The sequence below is a fragment of the Shumkonia mesophila genome, from assembly GCF_026163695.1.
GTDB classification, from domain to species: Bacteria; Pseudomonadota; Alphaproteobacteria; order Rhodospirillales; family Shumkoniaceae; genus Shumkonia; species Shumkonia mesophila.
The window spans coordinates 12,216-28,715 of record NZ_JAOTID010000003.1; the positions used below are offsets into that span (position 1 = coordinate 12,216).

At 65.7% G+C, this 16,500-nt stretch carries 11 protein-coding genes; 10 read left to right on the plus strand and 1 reads right to left on the minus strand.

Annotated features, from left to right (window positions below; genetic code table 11):
• Positions 1-159: 159 nt before the first annotated feature.
• Complete coding sequence (locus tag ODR01_RS06750; RefSeq protein WP_316976862.1) at positions 160-933, minus strand: DeoR/GlpR family DNA-binding transcription regulator; 774 nt, start codon at positions 931-933, stop codon at positions 160-162.
• Between the two features lie 181 nt (positions 934-1,114).
• On the opposite strand from ODR01_RS06750, the gene ODR01_RS06755 reads away from it, so the two are divergent.
• The 10 genes from ODR01_RS06755 (at position 1,115) to ODR01_RS06800 (ending at position 16,333) form a co-directional block, all read left to right on the plus strand.
• On the plus strand, positions 1,115-2,011 hold the full coding sequence (locus tag ODR01_RS06755) for a PfkB family carbohydrate kinase (RefSeq protein WP_316976863.1): 897 nt from the start codon (positions 1,115-1,117) through the stop codon (positions 2,009-2,011).
• Positions 2,012-2,416: 405 nt separating this feature from the next.
• A complete protein-coding gene (locus ODR01_RS06760) occupies positions 2,417-3,709 on the plus strand; it encodes an ABC transporter substrate-binding protein (RefSeq protein WP_316976864.1) in 1,293 nt (430 codons plus the stop codon).
• A 180-nt stretch (positions 3,710-3,889) separates the two neighbouring features.
• Complete coding sequence (locus ODR01_RS06765; protein WP_316976865.1) at positions 3,890-4,834, plus strand: carbohydrate ABC transporter permease; 945 nt, start codon at positions 3,890-3,892, stop codon at positions 4,832-4,834.
• A 13-nt stretch (positions 4,835-4,847) separates the two neighbouring features.
• Positions 4,848-5,900 (plus strand): carbohydrate ABC transporter permease, encoded by a 1,053-nt coding sequence (locus tag ODR01_RS06770; RefSeq protein WP_316976866.1) that lies wholly within the window; start codon positions 4,848-4,850, stop codon positions 5,898-5,900.
• Entirely contained in the window at positions 5,900-7,015 is a 1,116-nt protein-coding gene (locus ODR01_RS06775) for an ABC transporter ATP-binding protein (protein WP_316976867.1), read from the plus strand. Before ODR01_RS06770 ends, ODR01_RS06775 begins: the two co-directional genes overlap by 1 nt.
• Positions 7,012-9,072, plus strand: a complete 2,061-nt coding sequence (locus ODR01_RS06780; RefSeq protein ID WP_316976868.1) for a glycoside hydrolase family 31 protein — start codon at positions 7,012-7,014, stop codon at positions 9,070-9,072. The genes ODR01_RS06775 and ODR01_RS06780 overlap by 4 nt, the downstream gene beginning before the upstream one ends.
• Positions 9,069-11,567 carry a glycoside hydrolase family 31 protein gene (locus tag ODR01_RS06785; RefSeq protein WP_316976869.1) on the plus strand — a complete coding sequence of 833 codons (2,499 nt, stop codon included), beginning with the start codon at positions 9,069-9,071 and terminating at the stop codon, positions 11,565-11,567. Before ODR01_RS06780 ends, ODR01_RS06785 begins: the two co-directional genes overlap by 4 nt.
• Entirely contained in the window at positions 11,564-12,652 is a 1,089-nt protein-coding gene (gene bglB, locus ODR01_RS06790) for a beta-galactosidase BglB (RefSeq protein WP_316976870.1), read from the plus strand. The genes ODR01_RS06785 and bglB overlap by 4 nt, the downstream gene beginning before the upstream one ends.
• Positions 12,652-15,114, plus strand: a complete 2,463-nt coding sequence (locus ODR01_RS06795) for a hypothetical protein (RefSeq protein ID WP_316976871.1) — start codon at positions 12,652-12,654, stop codon at positions 15,112-15,114. The genes bglB and ODR01_RS06795 overlap by 1 nt, the downstream gene beginning before the upstream one ends.
• Before the next feature lie 22 nt (positions 15,115-15,136).
• On the plus strand, positions 15,137-16,333 hold the full coding sequence (locus ODR01_RS06800) for an alpha/beta hydrolase (protein ID WP_316976872.1): 1,197 nt from the start codon (positions 15,137-15,139) through the stop codon (positions 16,331-16,333).
• The last annotated feature ends 167 nt before the right edge of the window (positions 16,334-16,500 follow it).

Sequence of the window (16,500 nt, forward strand, 5' to 3'; positions counted from 1 at the left end):
TTTTCAGTAGCCTCAGACCGATAATTGTACGAATTTCAACATTAATGTACAATAAAATTTTCGTATATGGACATTTTTAGTGGGGATACGAGAATTGGTAGGTCTCATCGCATCGGCTACGCGGGATTATGGCGGCGGCGGTCGGAGCCGTTGTCGCGATCACAACCGCGCAGCGGGGCAGAGAACGACCTCGATGCCCTTTTCGTCGAGCAGCCCGGCGATCGGCGCCGGTGGCGCGCTGTCGGTGAACACTGCCGACACGTCGGTGATCGACCCTTGGGCGACCGTGGCGGTGCGGGAGAACTTGGTATGATCGGCGACCAGCAGCACCTGACGGCCATTGCGCATCATCGCCTGCGCGACGCTGACCTCGTCGGGATAGAAATCGAGAAGCGTGCCGTCCGGATCGACCGCACCGATGCCGACGACTGCATAGTCAGCGCGGTGCTGCTCGACGAATTGCGTCGCCTGGGGGCCGACGATGCCGCCGTTGTGGGGCCGGATTGTTCCACCCGCCACCGACACGTCGAATTCGGCCTCGGCGTGCAGGATCTCGGCGGCGTGCAGGTTGTTGGTGATGATCTTGAGACGGTGGCGCTTGAGCAGGGCGCGGGCCACCATCTCGGTCGTCGTGCCGATGCTGAGGAACAGCGAGACGTTGTCCGGCAGGTAGGTGGCGACGGCCTCGGCGATGGCCTCCTTCTCGGCCAGGGAAGCCACCCGCTTGGCGGCGTAGTCGGTCTTGACGATGCTCGACGGCAGGCCGGCGCCGCCATGGTGGCGGACCAGCAGGTTGGCGTCGCTCAACTGCTGGATGTCGCGCCGGATGGTCTGCGTCGAGACGTCGAAGTGCTCGGCCAGCGCCTCGACCACGACGAAGCCGCGGCGCCGCACGATCTCGAAAATGGCGTCTCGGCGTTGACGTCCCTTCATCCGTCGGACCATCGAACGGCGGTAAGCGGAACGGGCATCGTGGGGTTTCGGGCGCTCCCTGAATGGCTGAGGCAAAACCTACTCCGATGTTCGGCAAACGTCAAAATCCCGATCGGCGACGGTGAACGGCATCCGGCGTATGATGGCCGTCGGCCCGGGCGGCAGCAGGAAGGGTAAGGGGATGGTTTCGATCATCTGCGTGGGGATCGCGGTGCTGGACGAGATCTTCGCGGTGGCCGAGATCCCGGCCCGGCCGGGCAAGTATTTCGCCAGCGATTACCGCTCCATCGGCGGCGGCCCGGCCTCGACGGCGGCGGTGGCGGCGGCAGCCATGGGCGCCGACACGGCGTTGTGGGCGCGCGTCGGCGAGGATGGCACGGGCGATCGGATCATTGCCGAATTGGCCGGCTTCGGCGTCGATGCCGGGCAGGTTCGGCGGGTGGCCGGAGCGCGTTCCGGGCTGTCGGCGGTGGTGGTGGATGCCGCCGGCGAACGCCTGACCATCAATTTCGCCGACCCCGCGCTGGACACTGACCCGGCGTGGCTTCCCCTGGCCGGCGTGAAAGAGGCCGACGCGGTGCTCTGCGACTGCCGCTGGCCGGCCGGGGCCGAAGCCGTTCTCCGGCGGGCCCGGGCGGACGGCCGGATCGCCGTGCTCGATGGCGATACCACGCCGGATGCCGCAGTGAAAGGCTTGGCACCCCTGGCCAGTCATGTCGCCTTTTCGCAGGGCGGCCTGCAGCAGTTCAGCGGCGTGGCCGATCCGGAAACGGGGCTATGCATTGCGGAGCAGCGGCTTGAAGGGTGGCTGTGCGTCACCCTCGGTGCCGACGGCTGCATGGTGATAGAAGATGGAGTGATCCAATTGGTCCCTGGCTTTCGCGTTGAAGCGATCGACACGACCGGGGCGGGTGACGTTTTTCATGGGGCGTTTGCCGTTGCGTTGGCCGAGAGACGGACGGAGATGGACGCCGTGCGGTTCGCCGGCGCGGCGGCAGCTCTCAAATGCACGCGCTTCGGAGGCCGCAGTGGTATTCCGGGCCGTAGCCAGGTCGACCGCCTCCTTGCCATTGATTAGCTGTGGTCAGACAACATGCAATCGACCGCGCGGGCACGGAGCAGCAGCAGCGGGCCAGGGCGACGCGCTGCCAGTGCCCCCCCCCAACAGTTCGGCCGGCCGTCGCGCCGGACCTGTTGATCCTCGCCCATCGGGGGGGGGGGGACGACCGGGCATATACTTTCGAAGTCGAAAACGCTGCGGACTTCGCGTCGCATTCCTGGCGGGGTGGGCGCAGAGTGGCTCCCGCGATTGTTGCGCCGAACCGTTTCGAAGTATAAATGTGTAAGAAAACGCGCAAACGAAGGGCGGCTTATGTTCGAATGTGAACTTTTTATGACCGATTTGAGGCAGTCGCACGGGCGATAAGCCTCGGGATGAGGGTTTCCCATCCCGAACGAGCACTCAACCTGGGAGACATGACACATGGATACCTACGGGGTGAAAGGACTATTCGCAAGCGCCGCAGTCGCAGTTTTGGCATGGACGGCCCCGGCGGGCGCCGCGGTCGAGTTGCGCATGATGTGGTACTCGGACGGCAACGAGGGGGAGGTCGTCCGCGATCTTCTCAATCGGTTCGAGCAGCAGAATCCGGACATCAAGATCATCGTCGACAACGTGGCCTACAAGGCGATCCTGGAAAGCCTGCCGGTTCAACTCGCCGCAGGCCAGGGCCCCGACATTGCCCGCGTCACCGATCTTGGCGGGCTTTCTAGGTACTATCTCGACCTCACGCCCTATCTCAAGGATCCCGAATACTGGCGTGCCAGCTTCGGCCCCTATCTGCAATGGTACCGCCAGTCGGGCGACACCAAGGGGATCTACGGCATCCAGAACCAGTTGACGATGACCGGCCCGTTCATCAACAAGACGCTGTTCGACCAAGCCGGCGTCGCCATTCCCGGCGCCAAGGCGACGTGGGACGATTGGGCCACCGCCACCGTGGCCGTCGCCAAGAAGCTCAAGATCCCGTTTCCCATCGCCATGGACCGTTCCGGCCATCGTTTCGCCGGCGGTGCCATCAGCATGGGCGCTAAATTCCTCAACGACAAGGGCGCCCCGGCGGTCATCGACGACGGCTTCAAGGCGATGGCCTCGCGCATCAAGAAGTGGCACGACGACGGCACCATGGGCAAGGAACTGTGGGGCGGCGTCAGCGGCTCGGCCTACCGGGGCGCCAACGAGGAGTTCGCCAACGCCCAGGTCGTCATGTACATGAGCGGTAGCTGGCAGATCTCGCAGTTCGCCAAGCAGATCGGCGATGCCTTCGACTGGGTTGCGGTACCGCAACCCTGCGGCCCCGCCGCCTGCACCGGCATGCCGGGTGGCGCCGGCACGGTCGCCTTGAAGCAGACCAAGCATCCCAAGGAAGTGGCCAAGGTCATGGAGTATTTGGCCAGCGAGCCGGTGATCACCGAATTCTCGGCCCGCACGCTGATCCTGCCTGCCCATATGGGCGTCGTGAAGAAGGGGGTCGACTTCAAAACGGACCTCAGGCTTGCCAAGGACGCCCTGTCGGTGTTCACCGGGCATGTCCCCAACCTGTCGCCGGTGGCTTCCGCGCTTCAGGGCTATCCGTACAACCGCGTTATCTTCAACGCCGTCATCAGCCGCTTGGGGCAAGCCGTGGTCGGCGAGTTGACGCTCGATGACGCCTACGCGCGGATCACCCAGGACATCGAAGCCCAGATGGCCGAACAGCAACGCAACAAGAAGTAGGTTCCGGTCGAATGCGGGGTGGGGCGGATTCGTCGCTCCCGCCCCGCCGAAGCCGTGGCGACGGCCGGTCGGGATTTTGGCACCGCGGACATCAAGGACGTCATGAAACGCTCTGCGGGTGACGGCGAATTGCGGGGGAATAGGGCCGAAGGCCTGTTGCGGCTGCCGTGGGAAGTAGCCATGCGGGCCCTCGAATATCCGATGCGGGGGGTCCAGCGGCTGATCGGCCAGGGCCGCATGCCCTACGTGTTCGTGCTGCCGAATCTCCTGATCTTCGGTACCTTCGTCGTCGTCCCGCTCTTCATCAACTTCTACTACTCGGTGACGGGTGGAACCGCCCTGTTTCCCGAAGACCGGCCCTTCGTGGGCGCCGACCAGTATGGCTATCTGCTCGACTGCGAGAACCATCTCAGCCCGTTCACCTGCCGCGAGGACCGGTTCTGGCGGGGCGTCTACAACACGATCTTTTTCGTGGCCTTCCAGGTTGTGGCGATGGTCGGCCTGTCGCTCCTTACGGCGGTCATTCTCAACCGACGCATCGTCGCCCGTGGCTTCTTCCGCAGCGTCTTCTTCTATCCTGTCCTGCTGTCGCCAGTGGTCGTCGCCCTGATCTGGAAATGGATCCTGCAGCGTGACGGTGTGCTGAACGCCGTGATTGCCGCCTTCGGGGGCGATCGGGTGCTGTTCCTTGCCGAGCCGCAGTGGGCGATGTTCTGGATCATCTTCGTATCGACGTGGGCCCACATGGGCTTCTACACCCTCATCCTCCTGGCTGGACTGCAGTCGATCCCCGCGGACCTTTACGAGGCGGCCGAGATGGACGGAACCTCTCGCTGGCGGACCTTCCGACGCATCACCATGCCGCTATTGTGGCCGACCATGTTGGTTGTCCTGGTGCTGTCGCTCATCAAGTCGGTGCAGACGTTCGACGAGGTGTTCGTGCTGACCGGCGGCGGACCGGGGACCGCCACCCAGCTCATCGTCCACTACATCTACGAAACGGCGTTTGCCACCCAGGTTCACAACTTCGGACTGGCCGCCGCGGCGTCCATCCTGCTCGGCACGGTGCTGTTCATCCTTACGCTGATCCAGATGCGGCTCGGCTCCCGCGGAGAGAGACGATGAGAGGAGCGCCAAGATGAACCGCACCCTCGCATTCCTGACCCGCCGGCGTGACGGCCGAGGCTGGCATCCCACGGACATTCTGTCTTACGTCTACCTCATGCTCGGCGTCCTCATGATGTTCGGCCCGGTGGTGTGGCTCCTCATGTCGTCGTTCAAGACGCAGGCCGGCCTGGTCGAATTTCCGCCCAGCTTCCTGCCCTACTCGCAGGAGCAGGTGATGGTCGAGGGTTACAAGGATCCCCTGCCGCTGTTCGAGGTGACGCTGCCGGACGGCTCGAAGAAGCCGATGGCCCAGGTACGCCGCATCGGCATCGTCTCGCAGATGGTCGATCCCAAACAGCCCGACCAGACCATCCGCGTGAAGTTCGAAGACCGCACCCCGATCAGGAGCCTTGCCTTCGCGTGGGAAAATTACGTGACGCCGCTCAAGCAGTTCAACTTCATGAGCTATCTGTGGAACTCCATCGTCGTGACGACGGTGGCGACGTTCATCACCCTTGTCGTCAACAGCATGGCCGCCTTCGGCCTCAGCAAATACGAGTTCAGGGGCCGCACCTCGATCCTCATTTTCATCATCGGCACGCTGATGATCCCGATTACGGTGATCATGGTGCCGGTCTATCTGGTCGCCACCCAGTTGGGTATGGTGAACAGCCTGTGGGGCGTCATCCTGCCGGGCGCGGCGACGCCGACCGGAGTCTTCCTGTTGCGCCAATACATGCTGACCATCCCCGACGAACTTATCGACGCCGCCCGCATGGACAACGCCAGCGAATGGCAGATCTATTGGCGCCTCATCGTGCCGCTTTCGCTGCCGGCGATCGCCGTGCTGGCCATTTTCTCGATCATGTGGCGGTGGAACGACTTCCTTTGGCCGCTCATCATCCTCACGCGCAACGAGGTCTACACCCTGCAGGTAGGCCTCAATGCCTTCCAAGGCGAGCTCCAGGTGCAATGGCACTTCGTGCTGGCCATGACGGTCGTCACGCTGCTGCCGATCACCCTCGTCTTCGCATTCCTTCAGAAGTTCATAACCACCGGCATCGCCAGCACGGGAATGAAGTGATGGCAACGCTTCGCTTGAACAAGGTCAACAAGAGGTTCGGCGGAACGCATGTCATCCACGACGTCGACCTCGAGGTGGTCGACGGTGAGTTCGTGGTCTTCGTCGGTCCATCCGGCTGCGGGAAGTCGACGCTGCTGCGCATGGTGGCCGGCCTGGAAAAGGTGACCAGCGGCACCGTCGAGATCGACGGCGCCATCGTCAACGACGTCTCGGCTGCCGAGCGGGGACTGGCCATGGTCTTCCAGTCCTACGCCCTTTATCCGCACATGAGCGTCTACCAGAATATGGCCTTCGGGCTGGAGAACACCCGCGTGCCGCGGCCGGAGATCGACCAGCGCGTGCGCGAGGCGGCACGCCTGCTGCGCATCGAGGAATATCTGAATCGTAAGCCGAAGGCGCTGTCCGGCGGCCAGCGCCAGCGGGTGGCGATCGGCCGGGCGATCGTGCGCAAGCCCCGGATCTTCCTGTTGGACGAGCCGCTCAGCAACCTGGATGCCGAGCTTCGCGTGCTGATGCGGGCCGAACTGGCGAGCCTCCACAACCGGTTGGCGGCGACCATGATCTATGTCACCCACGACCAGGTCGAGGCGATGACACTGGCCGACAAGATCGTCGTGCTGCGTGACGGCAGGGTCGAGCAAGTGGGTCGCCCGCTGGATCTCTACAACCACCCCGCTAACCGCTTCGTCGCCGGCTTCATCGGCTCGCCCAAGATGAATTTCCTGCCGGCCCGATTCCTGAAAGCCGCCCCCGGCAATGTCATGGTCGAGGTCGCTGGCATCGCCGAAATCGAGTTGCCGTTCGATGGTGGGCGTCTTTCCCCGGGCCAGGAGATGACGTTGGGCATCCGGCCGGAACACATCCGCCACGAGACGGCCGGAGGCGCACCATTCCGTGCCGTCGTCACCGTCTCCGAACAGCTGGGCGGGGAGTCCTACCTCTATTGCATGCTTCAGGGAGACCATAAGATCGTCATCCATGCGTCGGGCCAGACCGAAGCCCGTCGGAACGACGAGATCGCCATGAATTTTCCGCCGCACCAGACCTATCTGTTCGATGCCGACGGCACGGCCCTGCCGCGCGCGGGCGCCAAAGCAGCGGCGGTTCCGCGATGATCGAATTCAAGTCCCTCCGCACGGTCGCGCGGGCAACTTGCGGCAAAACCCATGCAGGCGTCGCCGCCTTTGAGACGGATCTGGGTCCCCTGGAGGTCACCGCGTATGCCGAGGGCGTATTCCGCCTGCGCTTCGGTCCGGCAAGCGGCGCCGATTACGGCTTGCTGGCCCCGGCACCCGCGCCCATTCCCATGGCCGTCGAGGCGGCAGAAGCGACGGTCCGGTTGCGGGCCGGCGACCTGACGCTCGAACTGGCCCAGGATCCGCTGAATTTCACACTTTCGCGAGCCGGCCGCGTTCTCATGCGCTCGGCAACGGACGGTCATTTCGTCCGCCGCTTCCGGCTGCCGCCTTTCGGCCGTACCGGGGACGGCTGGCTTGTTTCCATCGACCTGCGCAGCGGTGAGCCCGTCTACGGCCTTGGCGAAAAGTGGGGACCGCTCGACCGTCGCGGCCAGCTTGTCGTCAGCCGCAACGAGGATGCGCTCGGGGTCAATGCCGAGATTTCCTACAAGAACGTGCCGTTCGCCTGGTCGCCCGAGGGGTGGGGGCTGCTCGTCCACACGCCGGCCACCGTCACCCATGGTGTCGGCTACGCCCCGTGGTCGCACCGCTCCTACGTGCTGGAAGTGGAAGACGCGGTGATGGACCTGTTCCTCATCTCCGCCAACACCCCGGCCGCCATTCTTGAACGTTTTCGCGCGCTGACGGGCGCCGCGCCGGAGGTGCCGCGCTGGAGTCTCGGCGTTTGGATAAGCCGGGCCTATTACAAGACGGCGGAAGAAGCGATGGAGGTGGCGCGCGAGATCCGGACTCGCCGCATCCCTTGCGATGTCTTTACCCTCGACGGTCGGGCTTGGCTCGCCGTCGACACCCGCTTCGGCTTCGAGTGGGATGCCAGCCGCTATCCCGACCCCAAGGCCTTCACTTCTGCCCTTAAGGCGATGGGCTTTCGCATCTGCGCCTGGGAGTACCCGCTGGTTTCCGTCAAGAATCCCTTGTTCGACGAACTGGCTGCCAAGGGATGGCTGCTGAAGAACCAGAACGGCCAAGCCTATCGTTACCAGTGGGACATGTCGCCTTTCGGGGCGGTGCTGACGCCCCTGCCGGAAAGCGGCATCGTCGACTTCACGCATCCCGACGCGGAGGCCTGGTTCGCCGCCAGTCACGAAAAGCTGTTCGTTTCCGGCATCGACGTCATGAAGACCGATTTCGGCGAGCAGGTGCCGGATGACGCCGTCGCCCACAACGGTGACAGCGGGCGCCGCCTGCACAACGTCTATCCGCTGCTCTATAACCGCTGCACCTATCGGGCGACGCGCGAACGCTTCGGGCAAGACGGCCTGGTGTGGGGCCGCTCGGGGTGGACCGGCAGCCAGACCTGCCCCATCCAGTGGGGCGGCGATCCGCAGACCGACTGGGAAGGGTTGGCTGCCAGCATTCGCGGCGGCCTTTCGTGGGGCCTCTCCGGCGTGCCTTATTATGCCCATGACATCGGCGGCTTTTACGCCGGCCCGCCCGATCCGGAACTCTACGTGCGGTGGATCCAGGCGGGCGTGCTTGCCTCGCACACCCGCATCCACGGCATCGGTCCGCGTGAGCCTTGGTATTTTGGCGACGAGGCCGAGCGCATCTCGCGCCAATGGCTGGAATTCCGCTACCGCCTGCTGCCGTACCTCGAAGAAACGGTGGCCGCCGCCGCCACCACCGGCCTGCCGGTCATGCGCGCCATGGCGCTGGCCTTTCCCGACGATCGCGCGGCATGGGCCTTCGACGGGCAGTACATGCTGGGCCCCGACCTGCTGGCCGCCCCGGTGGTGCGGCCGGGAGGGAGGGTTTCGGTCTACCTGCCGCGCGGGCGGTGGTACGATTTCGAGAGCGGCGAGGAATTCGCGGGCGGCTGCGTCCATGATCTGACCGTGCCTCTGGATCGCGCCGCCCTGTTCGCCCGCGACGGCGCGGTCGTGCCGCTCGGCCCCGTCGTCCAGCACACCGGCGAACTTGCCGGCCGCGAAGCGATCGAGGAAGAGCGCGCATTCGGAAAGGGAAAGCGATGACTGCCGCCAATCGCATGACCGGCGTCAAGGTCGGCGCCGGCTTCCACACGCTGGAAACCGATGGTCCGACGGTGCGCCTGCATTTCCTTACCGACGACATCGTGCGCATTCGGGCCTCGTTCGACCGCGCGTTCGCCGAGGAGTCTTACACCTTGGTCCTCACCGCCTGGGAGGACCGCCTCGACACGCTGCTCGCCCGCGAGCGGCGGCGGGTCGAGCCCCTGATGCCGGAACCGCAAGACGAAGGCGAGCGCTTGGTTTTCACGACGAAAAGCCTGCGGCTCATCGTCTTCAAGGACCCCTTCGGCATCGAGATCCGCGACCTCGAAGACCGCCGGCTGCACGCCGACCTGCGGGGGCGCACGTTCGTTCAGGACCATCTGGGGCGGGTGTGGCACTACAAGGAACGGGGCGAGGGCGACCGTTACTACGGATTCGGCGAAACAACAGGCCCGCTCGACAAGGCCGGCCGGCGCGTACGGCTCAGTCCCAAGGACGCTATCGGCTACGACGCCGAGCACACCAGCTGCCTCTACAAGCACATCCCCTTTTACATCCGCCTGGAGGGGGCCGGTCGCCGCGCCTCGGGCCTCTTCTACCACAACGCCTGGGATGCCGAGTTCGACATGGGCAGCGAGATCAGCGGCTACTGGCCCCGCTACACCAGCTATTGCGCCGAGGGCGGCGATCTCGATGTCTTCTTCATCAACGGGCCCACCATCGCCGAGGTGGTCGAACGCTACACCGACCTCACCGGCAAGACGGTCATGCCGACCCGGGCCTCGCTCGGCCATCTCGGCTCGACCATGTATTACGTCGAACTGGAAAAGGACTGCGACGAGGCCATCATCGGTTTCATCGAGAAAACCCGGGAAGAGGGAATCCCCATCGACGGCTTCCAGCTTTCGTCCGGTTATACCGTAGGCCCGGGCAACAAGCGCTATGTTTTCACCTGGAACGCCGCGCGCTTCAAGGACCCGGATGCCTTCTTCGCGCGCATGAACGAACTGGGCGTGCCGGTGTCGCCCAACATCAAGCCGGGTATCCTGCTCGATCACCCCCAATACGACGATTTCGCCAAGGCCGGCGGCTTCATCCGCAACCCCCATGAGGACAAGCCCTACGTCGACCGCTGGTGGGGTGGCCCCGGCTCGTTCGTCGACTTCACCCATCCCAAGGGACGCGAGGTCTGGAAGAATTTCATCATCGGCGCCCTGGCTTCCAAAGGCGTTTCGTCCATCTGGAACGACAACTGCGAGTACGACCTGACCGACCGCTTGGCACGCTGCCACGGAGACGGCGCGGAAAAACCGGCCGGGGCTGTGCGCAACATCCAGGCCAACCTGATGGCGATGACCTCGCACCTGGCGTTGCGGGAATCGCGTCCCGCCGAGAGGCCCTACGTCCTCTGCCGGTCGGGCGGCGCCGGCATCCAGCGCTACGCCCAGACCTGGGCAGGCGACAACTTTACATCCTTCAACACGCTACGCTTCAACATCGCCACCATCCTCGGCATGGGGCTTTCCGGCGTCGCCAACCAGGGCTGCGACACGGCCGGTTTCGCGGGGCCCAGGCCGGGACCGGAACTGCTGGTGCGCTGGGTGCAGAACGGCATCTTCCAGCCGCACTTCGTGATCCACTCGGCCAACTCCGACAACACGGTGACCGAGCCGTGGATGTATGGCGAGCCCTACACGTCTCTCATTCGCCAGGCGATCGGGCTGCGCTACAGCCTCATTCCCTACCTTTACTCGCTGATGCGCCAGGCGCACGTAACGGGCGCACCCATCATGTGCCCTGTCGTCTACGCGTTCCAGCAAGACCCGCGGTGCGACGGCGAGGATATCTCCTTCATATTCGGGCCCTCGATCCTGGTCGCCAATGTGGTGGAGGAGGGAGCGAAGACGCGCACCCTTTACCTGCCGGCCGGCTGCGACTGGTTCGACTGGGCCGACCGCCGGCGCTACGCCGGAGGCCAGGAGATCACGCTCGACGTCGACCTTGCGTCGATTCCACTGTTCATCCGCGACGGCGCCATCGTGCCGACGGCACCCGGCCTCGCCAGCCTGAGACGGGATGACGAGGCCGCCACCCTCGAGTGGATCGTCACGCCCGGCCGCGACGCTTCCTTCACCCTTTACGAGGACGACGGCGTCTCCAACGCCTACGAAGACAGCGCGTTCCTGGAAACCCGTGTCGACCTGAGGGCCGGGGCGCGCACGATCCTGACGTTCGCTCGGCGGGGGCGTTATGCCTCCTCCATCAAGACCATGGTCCTCGACGTCGTCAACGAGCGGAAGGGCGCCTACTGGGTTTCCGTCGCCGGCCGGCGCATCCCGCAGTTTCTCGACCGCAGGAAATGGGCGGCCGCCGACGACGGCTGGATCTACGATGCCGCCCGCGCGGCCGTGCGCGTCAAGTATCCCAATCCGGACGGCGACTACGAGGTCGTGGTCAGCTTCGAGACTTTCGATCTGATCGGAATGGATGGATGAACCGGGGATCCGCCGACGTCCTTCGGAAACTCGATCTTCTGGTCACCGGCATGACCGGCCTCAAGGGCGACGGCCGGATCGACGAACCGAATCTCGATGGATCACCCGGCGACTACGTCGGCTTTACAAGCTGGGAGTGGCCGCAAGGGGTCGGTCTCTACGGCCTGTTCCGCCTTTGGGAGTTTCGTGGCGACGACGCCCTGCGCCGCCTGATCGAGGATTGGTATGCTCTCCGCCTCGCCACCGGTCTGCCGCCGATCAACGTCAATACCAGCGCGCCGATGCTGGCCCTGGCCCTGTTGTGGGCGCGGACGGCCGATGCCCGCTGGCAACCGGCTCTCGCCGCATGGGCCGATCACGTGATGGCCGACTTGCCGCGCACCCCGGAGGCCGGCTTCCAGCACATCGTCTCGGACGGCGTGAATGCCGGCGAGCTGTGGGACGATACCCTGTTCATGCTGGTGTTGCCCCTTGCCGCCTATGGACGGGCAAGCGGCCGGCACGACTTGGCCGAGGAGGCGGTCCGGCAATTCCTCCTCCACGCCAGGTACCTGACGGATACCGAGACCGGCCTGTGGTTCCACGGCTGGACGTTTGCCGGCCGGCACCATTTCGCCCGCGCCCGCTGGGCCCGCGGCAATGCCTGGATTACTGCCGGCATCCTGGATTTCCTTGACATCCTGAACCTGCAAGGCGGGGTGCGCGATTTTCTGTTGGAATGCCTAGCTGCCCAAATGAACGCTCTTGCCGCACTCCAGGACGAAAGTGGCGGCTGGCACACGCTGCTCGATGATCCCTCGTCCTGCCTTGAGACCTCGGCCACCGCCGGTATCGCCTATGGTTTCCTCAAGGCGGCGCGCCTCGGCCTGGTGGAACCGCGGTTCCGGGAGGCCGGCCTCAGGGGCCTCGCCTACGTACTGGCCCGGATCGACGGTGACGGGATTGTGCAAGGGGTCAGCTACGGCACCCGCATGGGTCGCGACCTGCAATTCTACCGCGACATCCCCATGCGCCCGACCGCCTACGGCCAGGCCCTTGCCGTGCTCCTTCTCGCCGAGGCCGTACGGCATTTGGAGACCGCGTAATGCCTCGCCTCGTCACCACTCTTGCCCCCGGCCGCACCGTCGACCGTTGGCAGCTCTCGGCGACGCGGGAGGAACGCTTCGACGTCCCGGACGAACCGATGGAGGGCTCGATGGACGCCGGCTTCTTCCTCACCGGCGAGCGCAATTACATTCCCCACGAATATCCCTGCCGGCGCGCCTTCGCCGCCGTCCACCGGGAACGGCGACCCGAACCCAGAAGCCATTTCACGCCTGGCCACTGGTGGTTTCCTTTCGGCGCCACGCGGGTGGATCTCTCCGGCTTCTGGTTCCGCCCCACACGGGTCGAAACATGGGCGCGAACGTGCCTCGTCGCCGATCACGATCAGGCGTGCCGCTTCCGCCTGACGACCTGCGGCGCGGCCATGTTGTTCGCCGACGGCCGGGAGGTCGCCTGGCTGGCGCCTTACCGGCGCAACTGGGAAGAGGGCGTCGACTTCGACCTGCCGCTGCCAGCCGGGGAAACCGAGATCACCGTCTGGTTCGCCGATCTCTGCGAACGCGATGCGCGCTATTTCTTCTCGCTGCAGATCCTGGAAGGGGAGGGCGTTGCCGCCGGCCTCCGCGTGCCGATCGAACCGGAGGCCGTCCGCGAGATGGAGGCCCTGCTCGACGGCGTGCACTTCGACCGCCCATGGTACGAGGCGGGCGAGGTCGTCCTGCGGTTCGCCCGCCCCTCTTCGCGGCCCTTCGAGGTCGGGATCACGGTCACGGGCGACTTCATTTCAGCCGAGGCGACACATCTGGAACGGCACCTGGAAGACGGCCAAGACGAAGTGGTGGTGGCGTCGGTCGACAAGCTGCCGGCCGATTTCCGGACGTTCCGGATTACCCTGCGGGCCGGCGAGGTGACGGCGTCTCGCGCCCTCGGGGTCGAGATTGCCCCGCCGACGCCCGCGCCACCGGGGTCACTGCCGTTGCGCGTGGAGGAAGCCCTCGACCATGTCGCCCTGAACGCCGAGCCCGATACGGTGTGCGCCCTTGCTCGAGTTGCCACCGGGCGCCGCGGACCCGAAACCGACGCCATGATCGAGGCGTGCCTTCCCGCCATCGCCGACTGCCACGATTGCGCCGATTTCCTTCTGGTGCCGCTGCTGTGGGCGCGCATGCGATGGGGCGACGGCATCGGGCGTGAAACCCGGGCGCGTGTCGATGATGCCATCCTCGGCTTCCGCTATTGGATGGACGAACCCGGCAACGACGTCATGTGGTACTTCAGCGAGAATCACGCGCTGCTGTTCCACGCCGCCTGCCACCTCGCCGGAACGCTGTTCCCCGAGGCCCGCTTCACCCGGTCGGGCCGCCTGGGAAGCGCGCAGCGGCACATCGGCGCCGAGCGGGTGCGGCGATGGTTCGATCACTTCGAGGCCTGCGAAATGGCGGAATGGAACTCCGCCCCCTATTTCCCGATCGATCTCAAGGGTCTTGCCGCACTGCTGGCACTTTCCCCCGAGGCCGACATCAGGGAGCGGGCGGAGCGGGCCATCCGGCGGCTGCTGGCCATCGTTGCCGCCTCTTGCCACCGCGGCATTCTCACGGCGTCCCAGGGACGCAGCTACGACCATTCGCTCAGGCCCGCCCGTACGCTCGAGGTCACGGCGATCGGCCGCCTCGTCTGGGGGCATGGAGGCTTGGGACGGCGCTTCCATGCGCTGCCGCTGCTGGCGCTGTGCATCCGCGATCACGGTTGGCGCCCCGACGAAAACCTGCGCGATATTGCCGTGTTCGCGGAGGACGGCGCGCGGGAATGGTGCTTCCGCCAGGGCGAGGGGGGATTTGCCTCTCTCTACCACTACAAGACCCGCCATTTCGCGATCGGCAGCGTGGCCGCCTACAAGCCCGGCGGCTGGGGCTATCAGGAAACCGTCCTGCACCTGCGCTTGGGCGAACGGCCGGAGGCGCAGGTGTGGATCAACCATCCCGGCGAGACACTGCAAGGCGGGTTCGGCCGGCCGTCATTCTGGGGGGGCTGCGGAACCCTGCCGAGGGTGCACCAGTACCGGGCGCTCGCCGTCCTCGTCTTCGACACCCACCCCGACACGCCTGACTTCACGCACGCCTACGTGCCCCAGGCCGCCTTCGATGAGGTGATCGCCGAGGACAACCGGCTCTGGCTGCGGGCCGGAGAGGCGTTCGCCCTGCTTGCCGCCAGCGGCCCGATCGAGCAGATCGAAAGGGGGCCGAGCGCCGGCTGCGAGGTACGCCTCGCGGGACGCCACGGCCATTGGATCGTGCGGCTTTCGGATACTTCCCGTGACGCCGACCTTGCCGGCTTCGCGACCCGCATGCGGCGATTGGAGCTGAGGTGGGCGGCCGCCGACATCGTGTTTGAAGACCCTGACTACGGAACCGTCGTCTGCCATGCCTCGGCCATCGTTGGGGCCGAAGGCCGCACGGTCGATCCTTCCCGGTGGACGCGGGAAGGCGAAATTCGGGTCCCGTGATGAAAAAAGCCGCCGACGCGCCATGATTCCCACCAACTACGACGAATCCCGGGTCGGCCCGGTCGACCTGCCGGATCTCATGCGGGGATCGGACGGGACGCCCGTCTCCACGGCCGAAGACCGCCGGCGATGCCGGGCATGGCTGCTGGGCGCGTTCGCGCGGATGATGTATGGTGCCATTCCGCCGCCGCCCGATGTCCTGGAAATCGGCCGCCGCGAACTTCCGCCCGAGTTTCCCGGGGTACGCACCGAAGAGATCGATGTCGCGCTGATCTGCCGGGGCCGTCATTTCGCGCGGCGATTGACGCTGTGGCGTCCCGATTCCGCCCGGCCGGTCCCGGTCATCGCCGGTCTCGCCTTTCTCGGCGCCGCCGGGGCGACGCCCTCCCCGGCGGTGGCTGTATGCGATGACGCCTTCATCGATGGCTTCGCCAACCACGGCGTACGCGACGGCCGGCCGACCGAGGCCACCCGCGGCTGCCACGCCGACCGCTCGCCGATCCCCCTCATCACGGGAGCGGGGTTCGCCCTCCTGCTCTCCGGGTACGGGGAGTGGGTGCCGGACCATCTCGACCGCTGGCGGGAATCGGGCCTATGGCCGTTCCTGTTGCCGGAGGACGGTCCGCAGCGGCCCGGAGCGATTTCGCTGTGGGCATGGACGATGTCGCGCCTGGTCGACGCCTTGACCCGTCTGCCGGACATCGACGCCAGTCGCATCGCCTTGTTCGGCCATTCGCGGCTCGGCAAGGCGGCGCTGTGGGCGGCGGCGAACGACGAACGGGTCGGCCACGTCCTGATCAACGACGCGGGGTGCGCCGGCACCAAGCTGTCGCGGCGCGATTTCGGCGAGACGCTTGCCCACCTGACGGCGCGCTACCCGCATTGGCTGGCCCCCGCCTGCCCCGCCCAAGCCACGCGGTTGCCGGTTGACCAGCACCAGCTCCTGGCCTGCGTCGCGCCTCGCGGGCTTTACGTCGCTTCGGCCGCCGACGACTTGTGGGCCGACCCCAGGGGCGAATACCTCGCCCTCAAGGCCGCGCTGCCATTCTGGCGAATCGGCGGCGGGACGCCAATTCCCGAACTCCCCGACGCGGATGGCGCGCTGCTCCCCGGCCAAGTCCTGCGGGCCGGGCCGCTGGCTTGGCACCTGCGCCCCGGAGTCCACGATCTGACGCCGTGGGATTGGCGACATTTTCTGGATGCATTGAGGGCCGGGTGAGGTTGCCCGCAACCCGGCGCCCTTGGCGGCGACGAGAATTCTCATTCATGACGGCTTCCTGAGCACGCTCGCTCTCCGAACCTGAGAAGCGCGGGGACCCGCGGTGCGGCCGGATCTTTATTTTCAGAGCATTCCAGTCGGCACAGACCTGTCCACCTTCGATTCCT

Excerpts from the sequence above, each read along its gene's own strand:
- ODR01_RS06750 (WP_316976862.1), bottom strand. The coding sequence starts at position 933 with ATGAAGGGACGTCAACGCCGAGACGCCATTTTCGAGATCGTGCGGCGC.
- ODR01_RS06755 (WP_316976863.1), top strand. The coding sequence starts at position 1,115 with ATGGTTTCGATCATCTGCGTGGGGATCGCGGTGCTGGACGAGATCTTC.
- ODR01_RS06760 (WP_316976864.1), top strand. The coding sequence starts at position 2,417 with ATGGATACCTACGGGGTGAAAGGACTATTCGCAAGCGCCGCAGTCGCA.
- ODR01_RS06765 (WP_316976865.1), top strand. The coding sequence starts at position 3,890 with ATGCGGGCCCTCGAATATCCGATGCGGGGGGTCCAGCGGCTGATCGGC.
- ODR01_RS06770 (WP_316976866.1), top strand. The coding sequence starts at position 4,848 with ATGAACCGCACCCTCGCATTCCTGACCCGCCGGCGTGACGGCCGAGGC.
- ODR01_RS06775 (WP_316976867.1), top strand. The coding sequence starts at position 5,900 with ATGGCAACGCTTCGCTTGAACAAGGTCAACAAGAGGTTCGGCGGAACG.
- ODR01_RS06780 (WP_316976868.1), top strand. The coding sequence starts at position 7,012 with ATGATCGAATTCAAGTCCCTCCGCACGGTCGCGCGGGCAACTTGCGGC.
- ODR01_RS06785 (WP_316976869.1), top strand. The coding sequence starts at position 9,069 with ATGACTGCCGCCAATCGCATGACCGGCGTCAAGGTCGGCGCCGGCTTC.
- bglB (WP_316976870.1), top strand. The coding sequence starts at position 11,564 with ATGAACCGGGGATCCGCCGACGTCCTTCGGAAACTCGATCTTCTGGTC.
- ODR01_RS06795 (WP_316976871.1), top strand. The coding sequence starts at position 12,652 with ATGCCTCGCCTCGTCACCACTCTTGCCCCCGGCCGCACCGTCGACCGT.
- ODR01_RS06800 (WP_316976872.1), top strand. The coding sequence starts at position 15,137 with ATGATTCCCACCAACTACGACGAATCCCGGGTCGGCCCGGTCGACCTG.